The organism is Streptomyces rhizoryzae, from assembly GCF_023155275.1.
In the GTDB taxonomy this organism is placed as follows: Bacteria; Actinomycetota; Actinomycetes; order Streptomycetales; family Streptomycetaceae; genus Streptomyces; species Streptomyces rhizoryzae.
Genome location: NZ_JALMUV010000022.1, coordinates 25,635 through 44,987, shown reverse-complemented (window position 1 = coordinate 44,987; position 19,353 = coordinate 25,635). Strand labels below are relative to the sequence as shown.

At 74.5% G+C, this 19,353-nt stretch carries 18 protein-coding genes; 9 read left to right on the top strand and 9 right to left on the bottom strand.

Annotated elements, in window-relative coordinates; translation table 11 throughout:
- Positions 1 to 12: 12 nt before the first annotated feature.
- The 5 genes from MUU72_RS18805 to MUU72_RS18785 form a co-directional block, all read right to left on the bottom strand.
- Positions 13 to 426, bottom strand: a complete 414-nt coding sequence (locus tag MUU72_RS18805; RefSeq protein WP_248014474.1) for a hypothetical protein — start codon at positions 424 to 426, stop codon at positions 13 to 15.
- A gap of 259 nt (positions 427 to 685) precedes the next feature.
- Positions 686 to 1,906, bottom strand: a complete 1,221-nt coding sequence (locus MUU72_RS18800; protein WP_248014473.1) for an MFS transporter — start codon at positions 1,904 to 1,906, stop codon at positions 686 to 688.
- The gene (locus MUU72_RS18795; RefSeq protein WP_248014472.1) at positions 1,903 to 2,433 is read right to left on the bottom strand and encodes a glycine-rich domain-containing protein; all 531 of its coding nucleotides are present in this window, start codon (positions 2,431 to 2,433) and stop codon (positions 1,903 to 1,905) included. Before MUU72_RS18795 ends, MUU72_RS18800 begins: the two co-directional genes overlap by 4 nt.
- Positions 2,430 to 3,671, bottom strand: coding sequence for a phenylacetate--CoA ligase family protein (locus tag MUU72_RS18790; RefSeq protein WP_248014471.1), 1,242 nt, complete (start codon positions 3,669 to 3,671; stop codon positions 2,430 to 2,432). The genes MUU72_RS18795 and MUU72_RS18790 overlap by 4 nt, the downstream gene beginning before the upstream one ends.
- Before the next feature lie 118 nt (positions 3,672 to 3,789).
- Complete coding sequence (locus MUU72_RS18785; RefSeq protein WP_248014470.1) at positions 3,790 to 3,954, bottom strand: hypothetical protein; 165 nt, start codon at positions 3,952 to 3,954, stop codon at positions 3,790 to 3,792.
- A 368-nt stretch (positions 3,955 to 4,322) separates the two neighbouring features.
- Here MUU72_RS18785 and MUU72_RS18780 point away from each other — a divergent pair, with 368 nt between their 5' ends.
- Positions 4,323 to 6,038: an enoyl-CoA hydratase-related protein gene (locus tag MUU72_RS18780; RefSeq protein ID WP_248014469.1), complete on the top strand. Its 1,716-nt coding sequence runs from the start codon at positions 4,323 to 4,325 to the stop codon at positions 6,036 to 6,038.
- A gap of 73 nt (positions 6,039 to 6,111) precedes the next feature.
- On the opposite strand, the gene MUU72_RS18775 is transcribed toward MUU72_RS18780, so the two are convergent.
- On the bottom strand, positions 6,112 to 6,684 hold the full coding sequence (locus MUU72_RS18775) for a winged helix-turn-helix domain-containing protein (RefSeq protein ID WP_248014468.1): 573 nt from the start codon (positions 6,682 to 6,684) through the stop codon (positions 6,112 to 6,114).
- A 980-nt stretch (positions 6,685 to 7,664) separates the two neighbouring features.
- On the opposite strand from MUU72_RS18775, the gene MUU72_RS18770 reads away from it, so the two are divergent.
- The 5 genes from MUU72_RS18770 (at position 7,665) to MUU72_RS18750 (ending at position 12,352) form a co-directional block, all read left to right on the top strand.
- Positions 7,665 to 8,621, top strand: coding sequence for a serine/threonine-protein kinase (locus tag MUU72_RS18770; RefSeq protein WP_248014467.1), 957 nt, complete (start codon positions 7,665 to 7,667; stop codon positions 8,619 to 8,621).
- 158 nt (positions 8,622 to 8,779) lie between these two features.
- Positions 8,780 to 10,231: an amino acid permease gene (locus MUU72_RS18765; RefSeq protein WP_282504283.1), complete on the top strand. Its 1,452-nt coding sequence runs from the start codon at positions 8,780 to 8,782 to the stop codon at positions 10,229 to 10,231.
- Between the two features lie 32 nt (positions 10,232 to 10,263).
- Positions 10,264 to 11,136: a GNAT family N-acetyltransferase gene (locus tag MUU72_RS18760; RefSeq protein ID WP_248014465.1), complete on the top strand. Its 873-nt coding sequence runs from the start codon at positions 10,264 to 10,266 to the stop codon at positions 11,134 to 11,136.
- Between the two features lie 67 nt (positions 11,137 to 11,203).
- Positions 11,204 to 11,572 carry a GNAT family N-acetyltransferase gene (locus tag MUU72_RS18755; RefSeq protein ID WP_308403836.1) on the top strand — a complete coding sequence of 123 codons (369 nt, stop codon included), beginning with the start codon at positions 11,204 to 11,206 and terminating at the stop codon, positions 11,570 to 11,572.
- Between the two features lie 411 nt (positions 11,573 to 11,983).
- Complete coding sequence (locus tag MUU72_RS18750) at positions 11,984 to 12,352, top strand: hypothetical protein (RefSeq protein WP_248014463.1); 369 nt, start codon at positions 11,984 to 11,986, stop codon at positions 12,350 to 12,352.
- Between the two features lie 40 nt (positions 12,353 to 12,392).
- Here the strand turns inward: MUU72_RS18750 and MUU72_RS18745 are convergent, their stop codons facing one another.
- From MUU72_RS18745 to MUU72_RS18735, 3 genes are all read right to left on the bottom strand, one after another.
- A complete protein-coding gene (locus tag MUU72_RS18745; protein WP_248014462.1) occupies positions 12,393 to 12,899 on the bottom strand; it encodes a DinB family protein in 507 nt (168 codons plus the stop codon).
- 122 nt (positions 12,900 to 13,021) lie between these two features.
- Positions 13,022 to 13,213: a hypothetical protein gene (locus MUU72_RS18740; protein WP_248014461.1), complete on the bottom strand. Its 192-nt coding sequence runs from the start codon at positions 13,211 to 13,213 to the stop codon at positions 13,022 to 13,024.
- Positions 13,214 to 13,312: 99 nt separating this feature from the next.
- Positions 13,313 to 15,730: a SpoIIE family protein phosphatase gene (locus tag MUU72_RS18735; RefSeq protein ID WP_248014460.1), complete on the bottom strand. Its 2,418-nt coding sequence runs from the start codon at positions 15,728 to 15,730 to the stop codon at positions 13,313 to 13,315.
- Between the two features lie 219 nt (positions 15,731 to 15,949).
- On the opposite strand from MUU72_RS18735, the gene MUU72_RS18730 reads away from it, so the two are divergent.
- The 3 genes from MUU72_RS18730 to MUU72_RS18720 all read left to right on the top strand — a co-directional run bounded on the left by MUU72_RS18730 (position 15,950) and on the right by MUU72_RS18720 (position 19,341).
- The gene (locus tag MUU72_RS18730) at positions 15,950 to 16,744 is read left to right on the top strand and encodes a VOC family protein (protein WP_248014459.1); all 795 of its coding nucleotides are present in this window, start codon (positions 15,950 to 15,952) and stop codon (positions 16,742 to 16,744) included.
- A 333-nt stretch (positions 16,745 to 17,077) separates the two neighbouring features.
- Entirely contained in the window at positions 17,078 to 18,106 is a 1,029-nt protein-coding gene (gene tdh, locus MUU72_RS18725; RefSeq protein ID WP_248014458.1) for an L-threonine 3-dehydrogenase, read from the top strand.
- A 41-nt stretch (positions 18,107 to 18,147) separates the two neighbouring features.
- Positions 18,148 to 19,341 carry a glycine C-acetyltransferase gene (locus MUU72_RS18720; RefSeq protein WP_248014457.1) on the top strand — a complete coding sequence of 398 codons (1,194 nt, stop codon included), beginning with the start codon at positions 18,148 to 18,150 and terminating at the stop codon, positions 19,339 to 19,341.
- The last annotated feature ends 12 nt before the right edge of the window (positions 19,342 to 19,353 follow it).

Here is a 19,353-nt window from a genome sequence, read left to right as displayed (position 1 = left end):
CCACGGGGCCGGTCAGCAGCGGAACACGCAGTGGAGAACGGGGAGTTCGGCGGGCCCGGCGGCCGGGGGCATCCCGTAGGCGGCCGGAATCCGCCCCGCGGCGAGGCCGTCGGCCGCCGCGCCCGGTGCCGCGGGCCGCGGCCGCCCGGTGGGCGGCACCGCCTCCGCGGCCGGGGCCACGCGCCGGGGACGGCTGCGTTCGGTCTCGCGCTTGGAGTGCTTCTCCTCCTCCGAGCCGGCGGTGGCGGCGGGCGCCCCGGCGGCACCGGTGGCGGCGGAGGCGGCGGCGCGGACCGGCTTGACCGCGGCCGTGGGCGCCGCCGCGCCGAGCAGGAACGCCAGGACGACGGCGAGCACGGTCAGCGGCAGCCGGCCCAGGGCCGGTATCCGGGGGCGGCGCCCCGGTATGCCGGTGTCCTTGCGCATGGTCGTCCTCCGCTTCGCCCCGGGTCCTCCGGGGCCGTTCCGTCGTTCGGCAGGAATTCGGCAGCAACGCGGCAGAAAGGGCCGGCCCGCCGCCCGGGACACGCCCGGCGGGCCGCACCGTCGCACGGTCGGGGTGGGGCGACGCGGTCCCGGCCGCGGGCGCTCGGCGCCGGCCGCGTCCCCTGGGGCCGCGCTCTCATAGTCCAGCATCCAGGTTTCCAGTATGAAAACGAGAAATGACGCCATGTTGCGGGCTTTCTCAGGGATAACGGGCGTCGCCGCCACCCCGTGCGGCGAGCAGGGCCACCGGGACCACGGCCGCCGCGAGCGCCCCGCAGACCAGCGCCAGCACCGGGAATCCGGCCGCCGCCAGCACCGGCCCCGACACCGTCCCGCCCACCGCACCGGCCAGCGCGATGCCGGTGTCCACCAGCCCCTGCGCGGCGGCGCGGCGCTCCGGCGGCAGTGCGCCGGTGACCAGGGTGGTGCCGCTGACCAGCCCGAAGTTCCAGCCCAGGCCGAGCAGTGCGAGCGCCGCCGCGAGCGCCGGCACCGCGTGCGACGGGGCGGTGGTGGCGAGCAGCCCCGCCGCCGCCAGCACCACCCCGGAGGCCGCGGCCACCGCGTGCGGCCCGGCCCGGTCGACCAGCAGCCCGGTCAGCGGCGACGGCAGGAACATCGCGCCGACGTGCAGCGCGATCACCACTCCGGCCACCTGGGTGCCGTGCCCGTGGGCCCGCAGGTGCACCGGGGTCATGGTCATCAGCGCGATCATCACCAGCTGGGTGAGGACCATCACCGCGGTCCCGGCGCCCAGTTGGCGACGGTGCACAGGCCGCGCGCCGGAGCCGGCCGCGGTGCCGTGCGGCGGCGGCCCGCCGGCCCCGGGCCGCAGCGGGTCCGGCCGCAGCAGGCACCCCAGGACGGCGGCCGCCGCCCCGAACGCCGCGGTGGCCAGCAGGAACGGCCCGGTGAGCCGGGGCAGGCCCCAGGCCGCCGCGAGCCCGCCCGTCGCCGTCACGAGGTTGGGGCCGGCCACCGCGCCGAGCGTGGTCGCGAACAGCACGGTGCTCACCGCCCGCCCGCGCCGCTCCGGCGGGACGAGGTCGGCGCCCGCGTACCGCGCCATCAGGTTCGTCGCGGTACCGGCCCCGTAGACCAGCAGGGACGGGAGGAGCAGCGGGACACTGCCCAGCGCGGCGGCGGCCACCACGCCCAGGCTGCCGAGCGCCCCGGCGGCGTACCCCAGGGCGAGCCCCGGACGGCGGCCGCGGCGCCGGGAGAGCCGGCCGATGGCCACGGCACCCAGCGCCGAGCCGGCGGTGAAGAGGGCGCTGGGCACCCCGGCCAGGCCGGTGGAGCCGAGCAGGTCCTCGGCGAGCAGCGCGCCGACCGTGATCCCGGCCGCCAGGCCCGCGCCGCTGAGGACCTGGGAGAAGACCAGGACGGCCAGCAGCCGCCGCGGTGCGGTGACGCTCATGCGGCCGGCGGCCCCAGCGCCGCGATCTCCGCCAGCGACATGCCCATCCGCTGGTGCAGGAAGCGCACGATGGTCCAGTGCGGCAGCGCGCCCTCGTCGAACGGGCCGAACTCCCGGCAGTACAGCGGGATCCAGCGCAGCGCCTCTTCGATGGCCTGCTCCCGGCCCGGCTCCCGCTGGTATTCCTCGTAGCCGATGCTGCGGTGCTCGATGAAGAAGCCGCCCGGGAGCCGGGCGCACAGGGCGCGGTAGGCGCGGGTCTGGAGGATGAGGTAGTGCCAGATCTCGTCGATGTCCTGCTCGACGGGGAGGAACAGCCCGCTGAGCCGGTCGCGGTGGCGGGAGACGAGGTAGAGGTAGCGCAGGCACTCGGTGACCTGGCGGGCCGCGAACTCCTCCGGCACGCCGGTCCGTTCGGCGGCGTGGCGGACCACTTCGGTGTGCAGGCGGGCGCCGAGCAGCTCCCGGAGGGCGCCGGCCGATATCGGCCGGTCCGCGGGGGCCGGCGCGGTCCGTCGGGTGGTCATGCCGTTCCTCCCGCGAGCCAGGAGTACTTCCCGGACCGGCCGATGGGGATGTGGGGGCGGTGATCGGCGCGGCAGTGCCGGCCGGTGAGGTCGGAGACGGCCGCTTCCAGGGCGGTGGTCTCCGCCCGTCCCAGCGGCGCGCCGCTGAAGGTGGTGTACGCCAGGATCGCCTCGGTGGGGCCGGCCGGCCGCAGCTGCTGGACGAAGACGTGCGGGGTGGCCGCGCTGACGCACCGGTCGAGGTCGCCCTGGGCCACCGGGCCGTGCCGGGTGTCCAGCAACTCCTTGTGGCGCCCGGCGAACTGGGCGATCCCGGCCGGGTCGGGGGAGCCGTCGGTGGTGCGGACGCAGTCGCCCGAGCGGTAGCGGATCAGTGGCATGTACGGGTTGCGGACGCTGGAGACGATGAGGTGGTAGAGGGTGCTGCCCGGGGCGACGGGGTGGAGTTCCACGCTCATCCCGTCCAGATGGGGCCGGTAGGTGCCGCGGCGGTCGCTGGAGTAGAGATAGCCCAGTTCGGTGCTGCCGAAGAGGTCGATGATCGGGCAGGCGAAGTGCTGGTGCAGGAAGCGGCGTACGTTCACCGGCGTGTACTCGTAGGCGTGGATGATGCTGGCGGGTGGCGGGAAGTCGTCCCACAGCCCCTCCTGGCCGACCCGGCGCACCAGGTGGGCGAGGTGGTAGCCGGAGCAGTCGAGGTGGTACCAGCCCTGCGGGTGGGCCTCCTGGGCGGCGCGGATCTCGGCGAGCATCCGGACGATGTCGTCGCGGTCCCACAGGGCGGGGTCCAGCCGGAGGTTGAGGTAGCTGGTGCGGTCGTCGAGCCGGCGCTCGTCGGGCCCCGGCACGGGCGCGGGCGGAGTGCCGCGCCGGGCGGCGTTGACCCGGGCGACGTGCTCGGTGGCCAGTACGGTCGTCAGGGAGACCCGGCGGCACCCGGCCTCCCAGGTGGCCGCGATGTCCGGGTGCTCGCTCCACAGCCGGTAGTAGGAGCGCAGCAGGAAGTACGGGGGCCGGATGAGCTGCATCCGGGCGTGGTTGGTGCCGGTGGACAGCACGAACTCGGCCTCGCCGGACTCCAGTGCGGCGGCCAGCCGGGGCGTCATCCAGTTGTCCGGGAAGCCGCGGGCGAGATCCGGCTTGTCGAGCACCGGGAAGTGGCCCTTCGCCAGCGACTCGCGGTAGAGCGGGATGTCGCGGATCTGCTCGATGATCTCGGCGGTCGGCTGACCTTCCATGGAATCCCTCGGGGTGTGGGCGCGGACGGGCGGCGCCGTCCGGGCGCGGGGTGTGCCGTACCGGAGGGCCGGCGGCGGGGTGCGGCGCCGCCGGCCCTCCGGCGTCAGGGGCCGGACGTCAGGAGATGCAGCCGGCCTTGGGCGCGGCGCTGATGCAGCCGGACTTCGGGGCGGCGCTGATGCAGCCGCTCTTGGCCGTCCGCGGGTCCTGCCCGGCGGAGTTGGCGGCCACCCAGCTGCGCCAGACGTCGTCCTGGGCCATCTTCTTGATGAGCTGCTCCACGGGGACCTCCGAAGTGGGGTGAAGGGGCGCGGCACCCGGACAGGCGCGGCTGAGCTGCGCCGATGCCGACTCCACCGAAGGTAAAAGGCTCGCCAAGCGACTGTCAATGAATGGCAATGTCCGGCCGCCGGTAACGCGGTCCGGCGCGCCAACTTTGGCGGGATCCCGCCGGAATGCCCTGGACCGGAACTTCCTGACGGCGTATCAGGCAGCCGCCGCGGCACCGGGCGGATGAGGGTGGAGTCCGCCGCCCGGCCGCCCCGCCGGCCGCGATCGGGTGACCTCACCAGCGGGTCCGCCGCCCGGCGACCGCACACAGGTGACGATCACCCCTCGTCCATCGGTTCCAGTACCCCAGGGAGTCCGCTGTGCGCATCCTGCTCATCGCCGGCGCGTTCAACAGCCTCACCCAGCGCGTCCACGCCGAACTCTCCGACCGCGGACACCAGCTCGGCGTCGAACTGGTCACCCGCGACGCCCCGCTGGCCGCGCTGGTGCCCCGGCACGCGCCCGACCTGATCCTGGCGCCGATGCTCACCACCGCCGTCCCCCGCGAGGTCTGGTCCGCCCGGCCCTGCCTGATCGTCCACCCCGGCCCGCTCGGCGACCGCGGCCCCTCCTCGGTGGACTGGGCGCTCCACACGGGCGCCGACCGCTGGGGCGTCACCGTCCTCCAGGCGAACGACGAGATGGACGCCGGCGACATCTGGGCGACCGCCGAGTGCCCCGTCCCGGAGATCGGCAAGAGCGACCTGTACCGCAACGAGATCGCCGACGCCGCCATCGAGGCGGTGCTCACCGCCGTGGACCGCTTCGCCTCCGGCACCTACCGCCCCGAGCCGCAGCACACCCTGCCCGCCGCCCGGCTCCTGGGCCGCCCCCGGCCGCCGCTGCGCCAGGACGACCGCCGCATCGACTGGGCCACCGCCACGACCGACTCCGTGCTGCGCAGCCTCCGCGCCGCCGACTCCCGCCCCGGCGTACGGGACCGACTCCTGGGCGGCACGTGGTTCCTGCACGGCGGCCACCCCGAGGACACCCTCACCGGCCGCCCCGGCGCGCTCCTGGCCACCCGCCACGGCGCGATCTGCCGGGCCACCGCGGACGGCGCCGTGTGGATCCCCGAACTCCGCGCGGCGCGCACCCCCGGCGGCCCCACCCCCGTCAAGCTCCCCGCCACCCTCGCCCTGGGCGACCGGCTCCCCGCCCTGCCCGAACTGCCCGCCCCCCTGGAGCCCGGCGACGCCCCCCGCACCTGGGCGGACATCCGCTACCACGAGGACGGACCGGCCGGATTCCTCCGCTTCTCCTTCCCCGGCGGCGCGATGAGCACCGACCAGTGCCGGCGGCTGCTCGCCGCCTTCCGCCACGCCCGCACCCGGCCCACCTCGGTCCTGGTCCTCGGCGGACAGCGGGACTTCTTCTCCAACGGCATCCACCTCAACGTCATCGAGGCCGCCGCCGACCCCGCCGCGGAGTCCTGGGCCAACATCAACGCCATCGACGACCTGGTGCACGAGGTGCTCACCACCACCGACCGGCTGGTGGTCGCCGCGCTCGGCGGGAACGCGGCGGCCGGCGGCGCGATGCTGGCGCTGGCCGCCGACGAGGTCTGGTGCCGCTCGGCCGCCGTGCTCAACCCGCACTACCGGCTCATGGGGCTCCACGGCTCGGAATACTGGACGTACACCCTGCCCCGCCGGGTCGGCGCGGAGACCGCCGCGCACCTGATGGACCGCGCGCTGCCGGTCACCGCGGCGAGCGCGCAGCGGCTGGGGCTGGTCGACCGGGTCATCGACTGCGCCGCGGGGGAGTTCGGCGGCCGCACCGGTGAACTGGCCCGCCGGCTCGCCGCCTCGCCCGGGATCCAGGCCCGGATCGCCGCCAAGAAGGCCCGCCGGGACGGCGACGAGGCCCACCGGCCGCTCGCCGCCTACCGGGCGGACGAACTCGCCCGTATGCGGCGCACGTTCTTCGACCCGGCCGCGCCGTACCACGCGCTGCGCCGGGCCTTCGTCCGCAAGGAGCCGCCGGCCGGCACCCCGGACCACCTCAACCCGAAGGGCCCCGTGAGACGGAGCTGAAGGACGGTCCGGCGGCCTGCTGTCGGCGTGCCTGCTGCCGGACCGTTTCTCCAGCCCCGCTACGGGGTGCGTTTCACGGCGTCGGGAGGTACTTGTACCCGACGCCGAAGACCGTGCTGATGGAATTCCGCAGGCCCGGCCCCAGCCGCCGGCGCAGCCGGGCGATGTGCACGTCGACCGTACGGGCGCTGGAGCGGCAGTCCGGCCACACCGCGGCCATCAGCTGCTGCCGGGTGAACGCCCGCCGGGGGTTGAGCACCAGGTGGGCGAGCAGGTCGAACTCCAGCCGGGGGACGTCGATCTGGCGGCCGTCGACGGTGACGGTGCGGGCCGCGGTGTCGATCTGGATCGGGGCCGGCGCGCTCTCCCCGGCCGGCGGCGGGGGACCGGCCGGGGCGTGCGGGGCGGCGGTGGCCGCGGCGGGCACGGGCGGCGCGGCCGCGTGCGGCGGGGCGAGGATGATGTGCACCTTGTCGGAGGTCAGCCGGCGCACCGAGACCGGCTCCAGATCGTGCAGGGTGAGTTGCCACTTGCCGTCGGGGAGCCGGTCGACCGCCAGGGGTGGTCCTTCGCCGGGGCCGGCCAGGGCCGGCCGGCCGAAATCGGCCTCCGGTCGCAACGCAAGGGGGGTCGTCGACGCGTTCATAAACATGATCTGGGCCCATTCCTCTTGCAAAGCAGGCGTGTTCGGACAGACATGGCGGTGCTCGACGTGCGGCGCGCTGTTCACCGCGCCGCATTCGCTGCGCAGACCGGTGCGGAGCCGGACCGGTGCACCGGCATGGGTGGTGCGGGTGCGGCCGGCGGGGCAATCGCCCTCCCACCCCTGTGCGGGAGGGCGGTCGCGCCCAGGTCCGACGCAACCGTGACGTGAACAACCGTCACGTCACCGGTCGGAACGAACGCTACATGTGATCGCGCGCTTCCGGATAGTAGCTTCCGCTAATTACGGTTGCTCTTGAGCCGATTTCATGTTTGCCGTGTTCCGGGGCAGGTGGGGCGCCCGCGGGCCGCTCGGTCCGGTGCCGTGCGGCGGGGGGAAACGGCATCCGTTTTCTTATGCATTCTTTACGGGTGCCGCGGGTTCCCGTGCCGCGCCCGGGGGACCGGTGCCGCCGCCGGCCGTCCCCCCGAAGTCGCGCCAGGCGCAAGCGAGTTCGACCGGCCTCCGGTGCTCCGGTCGCAGCCCGGCCGGTCCGTGCGCGTCCCCGCGGTGGCGGAGGGGATGCCGGCCGGCCGCGGCCGGGGCCCGGCGTACGCCAACTGGCCGGGAATCGACGTCCGTGGCCCGGCTGCGGACGGGGTCCCCGCGGGCTTCGGCGGCGGGGACGGCCGGCCGTACGGCGCGGGTGCCGGCCGCGGCCGGGAGGGGGCCGCCGGCCCGCCGGTGCGCGCGAGAAGGGCTGAATATGCCATTGAAATGTCCTGTCCCGGTCGTTCGGCTTTCCCCCGCGTTCCGGTGAAAAGGTGCGGAACCAGATATTCCAGACGACTGTTTTCGAAAAGCGGAGGAAATGAGTAGGGTGTGGCCCGCTGCCGACTGACCAGCGGCGGCGGTCCAGCCGAATTCGGCATGGACGGAATGCGCGGGCGCCGCACGGCACCCGCGTGCACCGGGAGGGGAACATGCCGGCCGGCTCTTTCGAGGGACAGTACGTATGGAGTCCAGCAGCCGATGACCGGGCGCTGGCGCGCGCCTGTATGGACGTCCGGGCCGGGCGCTACCGCAGCGCCCACGAGGTGCTGGCGCAGACCCGCGGGGATTTCGAACTGCGCGCGCACCGCTCCCTGGTCCTCGCCTCGGAAGCGGGCGGCACCGATCTGGCCGAACGCTGGCTCGACGAGGAACCAGGCCCGGAGGCCGCCCTGCTGTGGGCCAGGGTCGCGATGCTGCGGGCGCTGCGCATGGCCGACGCCGGCGACCGGCGGGCCGGCGCCCTGGAGCGGATAGCCCGCACGGCCTGCGAACGGGCCGCGAAGCTGGCGCCCGAGGACCCCACCCCCTGGGTCGCCCAGCTCGCCCTGTCCCGCCTCGACCGTCCCGCGGACCCCGCCCCCCAGGGGCTGCTGACCGCGCCCACGGGGCCCTGGTACCTCTTCGCGCACATCCTGCGGACCGCCCCCTGGCACCGCGAGGCGCACCACCGCTTCCTGGCCTTCTTCTTCACCCGCCACGGCGGTTCCGCCAGCGCCAGCTGGGACGTCGCCGCCTTCCTGAGCCAGCGTGCCCCGGCCGCCTCACCGCTCCGGCTGCTCCCCCTGGTGGCCCTGGTGGACGACTACAACCCCGGTGCGCCGCTGGCCGACCGCACCTGGGAGCAGCCCCAGTGGGTCACCGCCGCGACCGGTGTGTACCGCTCCTGGTTCCCGACCGTGGCGGCCTACCGCTTCACCCCGGTCGTCGACCTCGCCTACCTCGCCCACGCACTGTTCATGGCCCGGCAGGAATTCGAGGCCCGCGAGGTCCTCACGGCCATGGGCCCTTACGCCTCGCGGATGCCGTGGAGCGCCTTCGGTGACCCCGAGGAGCAGCTCACGAAGGCCCGCAGGGCCTGCGGCCTCCCCGTGCCGCACGATCCGTGACCCCGGCCGCGATACCGCCGCCGCCGTTGACCCCCACCCACAGAAAGGTTGTGGCAGTGTCCGAGCGTACGTCGTCCCCCACTCGCGCGAAGACCCGGTCGGAAAACTCCGAGGGCCCCGGTCCGGACGCCCTCGATGATGATGCGACTCTCCATGCGATGGGCTATCCGCGGAAACTCACCCGGCGGTTCCGCGCCTTCGACAATTTCGCTATTTCCTTCACCATCATCAACATCATTTCCGGTATTTTCTCGTCCTTCGGTTTCGGGCTGAATGCCGGCGGCCCGCGCATCCTGATATTCGGCTGGATCGCGGTCTCCCTCATGGTGCTGTTCGTCGGCGCCGCGATGGGCGAGATCGCCTCCGCGTACCCGACCAGCGGCGCCCTCTACTTCTCCGCCGGCAAGCTCGCCAAGCGCCACCAGGGCGCCTGGTCGTGGTACACCGGCTGGTTGAACTTCGTGGGCCAGGTCGGCGGCACCGCGGCCACCAACTTCGCGGCCGCCACCTTCATCCAGGCGTTCCTCGCCATGCAATGGCCCGCCTACCACCCCACCGCGCCGCAGACCGTCGGCATCACCGCGGCCATTTTGCTGGTGCAAGCGCTGGCGAACACCTACACCGTCCGGCTGGTCGCGGTGCTCAACCGGATTTCCGTGTGGTGGCTGCTGGTCGGCCTGGTGGTCATCGTCGCCGCGCTCACCCTGATTCCGGCACACCACCAACCCCCGTCGTTCGCCACGCACTTCGCCAACAACACCGGCTTCACCAGCGCCCTTTACGCAGGAATGCTCGGCCTGCTCGTGACCAGCTGGACGTTCACCGGATTCGACGGCTCATTCCACATGTCCGAGGAAACGGTCAAGGCGACGGTCAACGCCCCGCGCGGGATCATGCGGGCGATCGGCTGCTCCGCACTCGCCGGACTGGTCCTCATGCTCGCCCTGGTCTACGCGGTCCGCGACTACGGCGCCACCGCGAAGGCCGACGCGCCGCCGGTGCGGATCCTCATCGACGCACTCGGGGTGCCCACCGCGAAGTTCCTGCTGCTGATCGTCATCGGCGCCATGCTCTTCTGCGGACTGGCCAACATGACCAGCAACACCCGGCAGATCTTCGCCTTCTCCCGCGACGGCGCGATGCCCGGCTCCCGCTGGTGGCACTCGGTCTCCGACCGCACCCGCACCCCCGTCAAGGCCGTCTGGCTGGCCGCCGCCTGCTCGTTCGTGCTGGTCGTGCCCGGCTGGTGGTCGCACACCGCCTTCACCGCCGTCGTCAGCGTCAACGTCGTCGGCCTCTTCCTCTCCTACGGTGTGCCGATCTTCCTCCGGCTGCGGCTGGACGACTTCCGGGCCGGACCGTGGAACCTCGGCCGCTACGGCAAGCCGGTCGCCGCGGTCGCGGTGCTGTGGATCGTCGTGAGCAACGTCCTGTTCATGCTGCCGCAGCAGTACCCGGTCACCCCGGAGTCCTTCAACTACGCACCGATCGCCCTGGCGGTGGTCCTGGTGATCGCCACGGTCTGGTGGTTCGCCACCGCCCGCCGCCGCTTCCAGGGGCCGGTCAGCTACGGCAGCCCCGACGAGGTCGCCGCGATGGACCTGATCTGACCCCCGCCCACCGGAAAGGACGCCCCACCCCCATGCGACCGACCCCCACCACCGCCACGGCGGGCCAACTGAAGGTCAGCGCGGCCCCGTTGGACCACTGGCACGAAATCGTCGGCTGGACCGCCGACGAAGGCTGGAACCCCGGCGACGGCGACATCACCAGCTTCCACGCCACCGACCCCGCCGGCTTCTTCGCGGGCCGCCTCGGCGACCGCACCGTCTCGGCCGTCTCCGTCGTCAACTACTCCGCCGACTACGCCTTCCTGGGCTTCTACCTCGTCGCGCCCGGTCTGCGCGGCCAGGGTCTGGGCCTGGCCACCTGGCGCGCCGCCGTGCCGCACGCCGGCGCGCGCACCATCGGCCTGGACGCCGTCCCGGCGCAGGAGGCCACCTACCGGCGCGCGGGCTTCCTGCCCGCCCACGACACGCTCCGCTACACCGGCCGCCCGACCCCCGGCCGCCCGCCCGCCCCGGACACCCACCCGGTCACCGCGGCGCACCTCGACGCGATCGCCGCCTACGACCGCCGCTGCTTCCCGGCGGACCGGCGGGAGTTCGTCGCCCGCTGGCTGACCGCGCCCGGCCACACCGCCCGCGTCCACCTGCGCGACGGTGAGGTCACCGGCTACGGCGTGATCCGCCCGGCGCACTCCGGCTACCGCATCGGCCCGCTCTTCGCCGACACCCCCGGGACCGCCGAGGCCCTCTTCGACGCCCTCACCGCCCAGCTCGACCCGGCCGACGAGGTCAGCCTGGACATCCCCGAGCCCCAGGCGGCGGCCCGCACCCTCGCCACCGCCCGGGGCCTGACCCCGCGTTCGCACACCGTCCGGATGTACACCGGCCCGGTCCCGCCCGCGGACCCGGACCGCACCTTCGGAGTGACCAGCCTCGAACTCGGCTGACCGCCCGCACCCCGCCCGGCCCCGGCGCACCACCCGGCCGGGCGGGGCGCCGCCCGCAGCCGGCGTCATCCGGTGGTGCCCCCGTTCCTACGCCGTCACCACCGCCGGGTCGGTGATCGGCAGTTGCGGGCTCATGCGCCGGATCGGCCCCGGCGGCCTGGAGGCCGGCTACTGGCTGCACCCCGGGTGGACGGGCCGGGGACTGGCGACCATGACCGCCGCCGGCCTCGTGGACCAGGCGTTCCACCTGGCCGGCCCGGACCGGGTGGAGATCCACCACGACGCCGCCAACACCGCCGGCGGCGCCGTCGCCCGCCGCCTCGGCTTCACCGAGGCCGAGCGCCGTCCGTCCCCCGATACCGGCCCCGCGGCCCCCGGCGGGAACGGCATCGACGTCATCCGGCGGATGACGGCGCAGCAGTGGGCCGAGCGGTAGCAGTTTGCTGACTGGTCGTCAGAAGCAGGCGGCTGGAAGCTTCGTGGGGCTTTTCGTTGTTCGCGTGGGCGGGCGGGGCGCGGCCGCCGCGCCGCATTTCGGCCAGGCGGGGCAGGGGCGAGGTCCGTGTGTCCGCGCAGGGACGCGACCCCGGCCGCGGTCCGGTGGCCGGATGCCGCGGCCGCCCGCGCCGGTGCCGGCGCGCGGCCGGGCGGGCGGGCGTTTCCGTACACCGCTGGTCCCCGGGGGTGTCAACCAGGGCAGGCCGGGCGGCATCGGATGTCAGGGGAGAAGCCCGGACTTGGCGGAATAATGTCTGATTCCGCACTGGGGGGAGGCGGGCCCGCTCCCCGATGCTGAGGTGCCGGCCGGGCGGCCGAGTCCGGCCGGCGAATCAGGGGAGGGGACCTCATGCGAACGAAGCTCCGCCGGGCCGCCGCGCTGGTGGCCGGCACCGCCGCGGCCGCCGTGCTCACGGTCGGCACCGCCACCGCCGCACCCGCCAGTCCCTGGGCCGGGTGCCCGGACGGCGCGGTCTGCGTCTACCCGGAGGGCCAGAACCCGGCCGCCACACCGAGCCTGACCTTCTGGAGCTACGGCGCCCACAACCTCAGCGGGCAGTACGGCTTCCACTGGGTGCTCAACAACCAATACGGCGGCGCGCACGCCAAGCTGTGCTCGGGCTACAACGGCACCGGCACCTGCCACCACGACATGGCCCCGCAGAACGGCTGGTGGACCGACCTCACACCGGTCAACTCGATCGTGCTGTACCAGTGAGGCGCCCCCTTCCCGGGCCCGCGCGGGCCCGGGAAGGGACTCACGGACCGACGGCGCCGTCGATCCCCTCGCGGAGCAGGTCGGCGTGGCCGTTGTGCCGCGCGTACTCCAGGATCACGTGCAGCATCACCACCCGGAGCGAGACCCGCTCGCCCCAGCGCGGTGCGTCGACGGTGTCGTCCAGGGAAGCGGCCGCCCGCTCGATGCGGCGGGCGTGCGCCACCTCCGCCTGCCAGGTGGCGAAGGCCGAGGCGCCGGTCCCCGCGCCGTTGTCGAACGCGGCCTGGAAGTCGCCCGCGTCGGACCAGACCAGCGGCAGGTCCTCGCCGGCCACCGTGCGGCGGAACCACGCCCGCTCCACCTCGGCCAGGTGCCGGACCAGGCCGAGCAGCGACAGCGTGGACGGCGGCATCGAGCGCCGCCGCAGCTGCTCGTCGGTGAGGCCCTCCGCCTTCAGCGCCAGGGTGGCCCGGTGGAAGTCGAGGTAGGCCCGCAGGGTCTCGCGCTCCCCGGCGCGCCGGGGCGGATCGAACCGTTCGATTGTCATGTACGGAGAGGCTAGTGGGCGCCGTGCGGGGCGGCGCCGTGCGGGGCGGGCGCCGCGACGGCGCGGTGCGGTCCGGGCGCCCACGCACCCGGACCGCACCGGCGTGCGCCGGCGTGCCCCCGCTACGGCAGGTACCGCTCGATCGCGGCGCGCCCCTTCTCCTCGATCAGGCGCTTGGCCCACGCCAGGCTCTCCGGCGTGGGTTCCCGCCCGGACGCCTTGACCAGGTCTTCCGGATCGAAGGGCCGTTCGCTGCCCGTGTACAGCTCCGCCGGCCGCCGCTCGGCCGGGGTCTTTGCGCCATTGGTCGTCACAGGACCTCCTCTGTCCGCGCCCGCCGAGTGCCGGGTCCTCGCTGGTTCCATCATGGGACCGGCCCCGGCGACCCGCACGGCGTACACCGCGCCGCCCGCTCAGCCCACCGGCCGCGGCGCCCCCGGGTAGTCGGGCGGGAACTCCTGCTCCGTCCAGATCGTCTTCCCGGACGGCGTGTAGCGCGTCCCCCAGCGCTCCACCAGCTGCGCGACGATGAACAGCCCGCGCCCGCCCTCGTCGTCCGAGGCGCTGTGCCGCAGGTGCGGCGAGGTGTGCCCGGTGTCCGACACCTCCGTCACCAGCGCCAGGTCCCGCAGCAGCCGCAGGTGCACCGGCCCCGAGGCGTGCCGGACGGCGTTGGTGACCAGTTCGCTGACCACCAGCTCGGCGGCGTACGCCAGCTCGGCCAGGCCCCATGCGGCCAGCTGCCCGGTGGCCAGCTCCCGGGCGGTGGCCACCGCGGCCGGTTCGGCCGGCAGCTCCCAGGCGGCGATCTGCCGGGTGTCCAGCTCCCGGGTCCGCACCAGCAGCAGCGCGGCGTCGTCGGGCGCCGCCCCGTGCGGCAGCAGCTCCGTCATCGCCCGGTCGCACAGCTCCTCCAGCGGCCGGCGGTTCTCCCGCAGCACCCCGGCCAGGACGGCCAGGCCGGTGTCCACATCGCGGTCCCGGTCGCGGAGCAGCCCGTCGGTGAACAGGGCCAGCAGACTGCCGGCCGGCAGCACGGTCTCCCACGACTCGAACGGCAGCCCGCCCAGCCCCAGCGGCGGACCGGCCGGCAGGTCCGGGAACGTCACCCCGCCCCACGGGTCCACGATCGCGGGCGGCGGATGCCCGGCCCGGGCCATCGTGCAACGCCGCGAGACCGGGTCGTAGACCGCGTACAGGCAGGTCACCCCGGCCGCGACGTCGTCCGGCGCGGCCTCGGCGGCGGAGCCCGCCGCCCGCTCCTCCGGGGTCTGCCCCACCAGGTCGTCGAGCCGGCTCAGCAGTTCGTCGGGGGCCAGGTCCAGCCGGGCCAGGGCCCGTACGGTGGTCCGCAGCCGGCCCATGGTGGCCGCCGCCTGGAGGCCGTGCCCGACGACATCGCCGACCACCAGCCCGACCCGCGTCGAGGACAGCCCGATCACGTCGAACCAGTCGCCGCCCACCCCGGCCCGGTCGTCGCTGGGCAGGTAGCGGTAGGCCATGTCCAGCGCCGACTGCGGCGGAAGGTGCTGGGGCAGCAGATTGCGCTGGAGGGTGAGGGCCGCGGCGTGCTCCCGGGCGAACCGGCGGGCGTTGTCCATCGACACCGCGGTCCGCAGCACCAGCTCGTCGGCCAGGTCGATCTCCCCGCTGTCGAAGGCCGCCGGATCGTTCCCGCGCTCGAAGGTGACCAGCCCCAGCGGCGTACCGCCGGCCCGCAGCGGCACCACCATCGCCCGCTCCGCCCGGATCATCCCGCCCGACGACAGGCTCCGGTACTGGAGCGTGCCCGGCCGGTACGCCACCGGGTACGGCGGGTGCGGCGGCCGGTCCGGTGCCCCGTCGGCGGTCCGGGTGGCGACCCGCACCAGCTCCGGCACCGCGCCCTCCCCGGGGCCGGGGTCGCCGCCCTCCAGCACCGGCCGCAGCAGGTCGACGGTCACCGTGTCCGCGAAGTCCGGCACCGCGACCTCGGTCACCTCCCGGGCGGTGGCGACGAGGTCGAGCGTGGTGCCGACCCGCCGGCCGGCCTCCACCAGGAGGTTCAGCCGGCGCTGCGTCCGGTAGCGGTCGGTGATGTCGAAGGAGTCCTCGCACACCCCCAGCACCCGCCCGTCCGGGTCCTGGAGCCGGTAGTACGAGCAGGACCAGATGTGCTCGGTACCGGGGTCGGTGGGCTGTTCGCCCAGGAAGTGCAGGTCGACGAAGGGCTCGCCGGTCGCCAGCACGTGGCCCAGCACCGCGTCCAGGGACCGGGGGTAGCCCTCCGTCACGAACGTGCCCGGATACAGCTCGTCCGCCCGCTTGCCGATCAGCTCCGGCAGCGGCAGCCCGATCTCCCGCCCGTACGAGGCGTTGAACCAGCTCAGCCGCAACTGGTTGTCGTAGATGGCCAGGCCGACCGGCGACTGGGTGGCCAGCCCGTGCAGCATCGCCTGCCGGGACTCCCAGTGCCGCAGCTCGCCCAGGGCCGTGGCGACCAGCACCCGGGCCGGGGCCGCCCCGGTGCCGGGCAGCGCGTCGGCGAGCGGGCACATCGTGATCGCCACCGGGAACGTGCGCCCGTCCGCGTGCCGGGCCGTCCGGGTCTCGATGGTGGCCGGGTCGCCCGCCGGCGGCCCGCCGTCCGCGGAACGCTCGCCGTCCGCGCCGGGCAGGAACGTGCCGACCGGCCGCCCGACGATGTCCCCCGCGGCGTACCCCAGCAGCCGCCGGGCCGCCGCGCTCCAGCCGATCACCAGGCCCCGGGCGTCCAGCACCGCGGTGGCCGCCCTGGTGACGTCGAGGGGACCACGGAAGTCGGCGCTCTTCGCCGCGTTCCATGCGTTCATGGCATCAGCCCAGCCCAGCCCGGATCGGTACCTCCAGCATCGAACCCGGTCACCGGCGGCACAACCGGCCCTGCCCCGAGCGGGGGACCGGCGGCGCGTGCGGGCGCGCGCGGTCGCTGGCACAGTGGAGGGGGCGCCGAGGACCCGGCCGCGTCCACGCCGACCCGCGCGGGCCGATCCACGCTCACCCGCCCGACCGGTCCGAGCAACAGGAGGCAGATGCCCATGCCGTCCCCACGCCCCGCTCCCGCGCTCGGCGCGCCCTGCTGGGTGAGCCTGATGGCCCGCGACCTGCCGTCCGCGCAGAAGTTCTACGGGGCCGTGCTGGGCTGGCGGTTCCGGCAGGCCAGCCTGGGCGAGGAGTTCTCGGTCGCGCTGATGGACGGCGAACCGGTCGCCGGGATCGGCGCGCTGGCACCCAGCTTCCAGGTGCCGGTGGCCTGGATGGCGTACTTCGCGGTGGCGGACGCCGACGACACCGCCGCCCGGATCCGGGAGCGCGGCGCCACCGTCGCGGTCGGCCCGCTGAAACTGGGCCCCGGACGGGCCGCGCTGGCCGCGGACCCGGACGGCGCCACCTTCGGCTTCTGGGAGGGGCGGACCGCGTCCTGGTCGGTGGGGGCCGGCAGCGCCCCGGCGATCCTGGAACTGCGCACCCGGGACGCGTTCGCCGCGGCCATCTTCTACGCCGGGATCTTCGACTGGGCGTCGGAACGGCCCGGTGGCTGCGAGGTGACGTACGAGCACGACCAGGTGATCGTGCACGACGGGACGCACGTGGTGGCGGCGCTGCGCGGCGGCGGGGTGGAGGCCGCGCCGGATCCGCGGGTGCGGCCGCAGTGGCACGTGCACTTCCGGGTGCGGGACATCGCCGCGGTGACCGAGGCCGCGGTGGACGCCGGGGGGACCGTCACGCCGGTCACCGCGACCCAGGACGGCAAGGGTAGCCAGGCCCTGGTGCGGGATCCGGACGGCGGGCTGTTCACCGTCACCGCGCCGGGCCCGCCGTCCTGAGCGGAACGGACCGGGCCCCGGCCGCGCACCGACGGCCGGTGCTGCCGATGCGTCGGCACGGAACGGTGTCCTGACCAGCGGTACCCGGCGGCCTCCTGCCCAGCGGCAGCCGGCGGCACTGCCGCCGGAGCCGCTGCCGCTGCCGCTTTCCCGTCCGGCGCCCGGCCCCGCGCGCCCGCGCGTCCCGGGGCGTAAAGGGGAGCTGAGGGCGCGGTTAAGAAAACCTCGATGGACCGCGGGCCCGCCGTACGGAAGATTGCTGGCCGGAGACCGGCGGGCCGCATCCGGCCGCCGGTACGTCACAGCACTCGACGCACCACGGGAGCCGTTGCGGTGAAGGCACTGGTCAAGCAGAAGGCGGAGCCGGGACTCTGGCTGACGGACGTGCCGGAGCCGGTGACCGGCCCCGGCGATGTGCTGATCAAGGTGCTGCGCACCGGGATCTGCGGCACCGATCTGCACATCCGCGCCTGGGACGGCTGGGCGCAGCAGGCGGTCAGCGCGCCGCTGACGGTCGGTCACGAATTCGTCGGCGAGGTCGTCGAGACCGGCCGGGACGTGGTCGGCATCAGCGCCGGCGACCTGGTCAGCGGCGAGGGCCACCTGGTCTGCGGCAGCTGCCGCAACTGCCTGGCCGGCCGCCGCCACCTGTGCCGGGCCACGGTCGGCCTGGGCGTCGGCCGGGACGGCGCGTTCGCCGAGTACGTCGCGCTGCCGGCCGGCAACGTCTGGGTGCACCGGGTCCCGGTCGACCTCGACATCGCCGCGGTCTTCGACCCGTTCGGCAACGCGGTGCACACCGCGCTGTCCTTCCCGCTGGTCGGCGAGGACGTGCTGATCACCGGCGCCGGGCCGATCGGGATCATGGCGGCGGCGGTCGCCCGGCACGCCGGCGCCCGCAACGTGATGATCACCGACGTCAGCGAGCAGCGCCTGGAGCTCGCCCGCAAGGTCGGCGTCAGCCTCGCCCTCAACGTCGCCCGCACCTCCATCGAGGCCGGCCAGCGCGAACTGGGCCTGCGCGAGGGCTTCGACATCGGCCTGGAGATGTCCGGCCGCCCCGAGGCGCTGCGCGACATGATCGGCAACATGACGCACGGCGGCCGGATCGCCGTCCTGGGCCTGCCCGCCGAGGAGTTCCCGGTCGACTGGTCCCGGATCGTCACCTCCATGATCACGATCAAGGGCATCTACGGCCGGGAGATGTTCGAGACCTGGTACGCGATGTCCGTCCTGCTGGAAGGCGGCCTCGACCTCGCGCCCGTGATCACCGGCCGCTACCCGTACCGGGAGTTCGACGCAGCCTTCGCCGACGCGGCCGCCGGCCAGGGCGGCAAGGTCATCCTCGACTGGACCGCCTGACCCCCGCCACCCCACCGCCCCGCCCCTAGGAGACACCCCTGATGCTCGACGCCGTACGCGACGACCTGCGCGCCACCCTCGACGGCATCCGCGAGGCCGGACTGCACAAGCCCGAGCGGGTCATCGGCACCCCGCAGTCCGCGACCGTCGCGGTCACCGCCGGAGGCCGCCCCGGCGAGGTCCTCAACTTCTGCGCCAACAACTACCTGGGCCTGGCCGACCACCCCGAGGTCGTCGCCGCCGCCCACGAGGCGCTGGACCGCTGGGGCTACGGCCTGGCCTCGGTCCGCTTCATCTGCGGCACCCAGGAGGTCCACAAGGAACTGGAGCGCCGGATCTCCGGATTCCTCGGCCAGGAGGACACCATCCTCTACTCCTCCTGCTTCGACGCCAACGGCGGTGTCTTCGAGACCCTGCTCGGCCCGGAGGACGCGGTCATCTCCGACGCCCTCAACCACGCCTCCATCATCGACGGCATCCGGCTGAGCAAGGCCCGCCGGTTCCGCTACGCCAACCGCGACCTGGCCGACCTGGAGCGCCAGTTGAAGGAGGCCGCCGGCGCCCGGCGCACCCTGATCGTCACCGACGGGGTGTTCTCCATGGACGGCTACCTCGCGCCGCTCCGCGAGATCTGCGACCTGGCCGACCGCTACGGCGCGCTGGTCATGGTCGACGACTCGCACGCGGTCGGCTTCGTCGGCCCCGGCGGCCGGGGCACCCCGGAGCTGTGCGGGGTGATGGACCGCGTGGACATCCTCACCGGCACGCTCGGCAAGGCACTCGGCGGCGCCTCCGGCGGCTATGTCGCGGCCCGCGCCGAGATCGTCGCGCTGCTCCGCCAGCGCTCCCGCCCCTACCTCTTCTCCAACTCCCTCGCCCCGGTGATCGCCGCCGCCTCGCTGAAAGTCCTGGACCTGCTGGAGTCCGCCGGCGAGCTGCGCGAGCGGCTGCACGCCAACACCGCGCTGTTCCGCTCCCGGATGACGGAGGAGGGCTTCGCGATCCTGCCCGGCGAGCACCCCATCGCACCGGTGATGATCGGCGACGCCGCCGAGGCGGGCCGGATGGCCGAACTGCTGCTGGAGCGCGGGGTGTACGTCATCGGCTTCTCGTACCCGGTCGTGCCCCAGGGGCAGGCGCGGATCCGCGTCCAGCTGTCCGCCGCGCACTCCACCGAGGACGTGCACCGTGCGGTGGACGCCTTCGTGGCGGCCCGGGCCGCGCTGGCCGGCTGACCGGGCACCCCC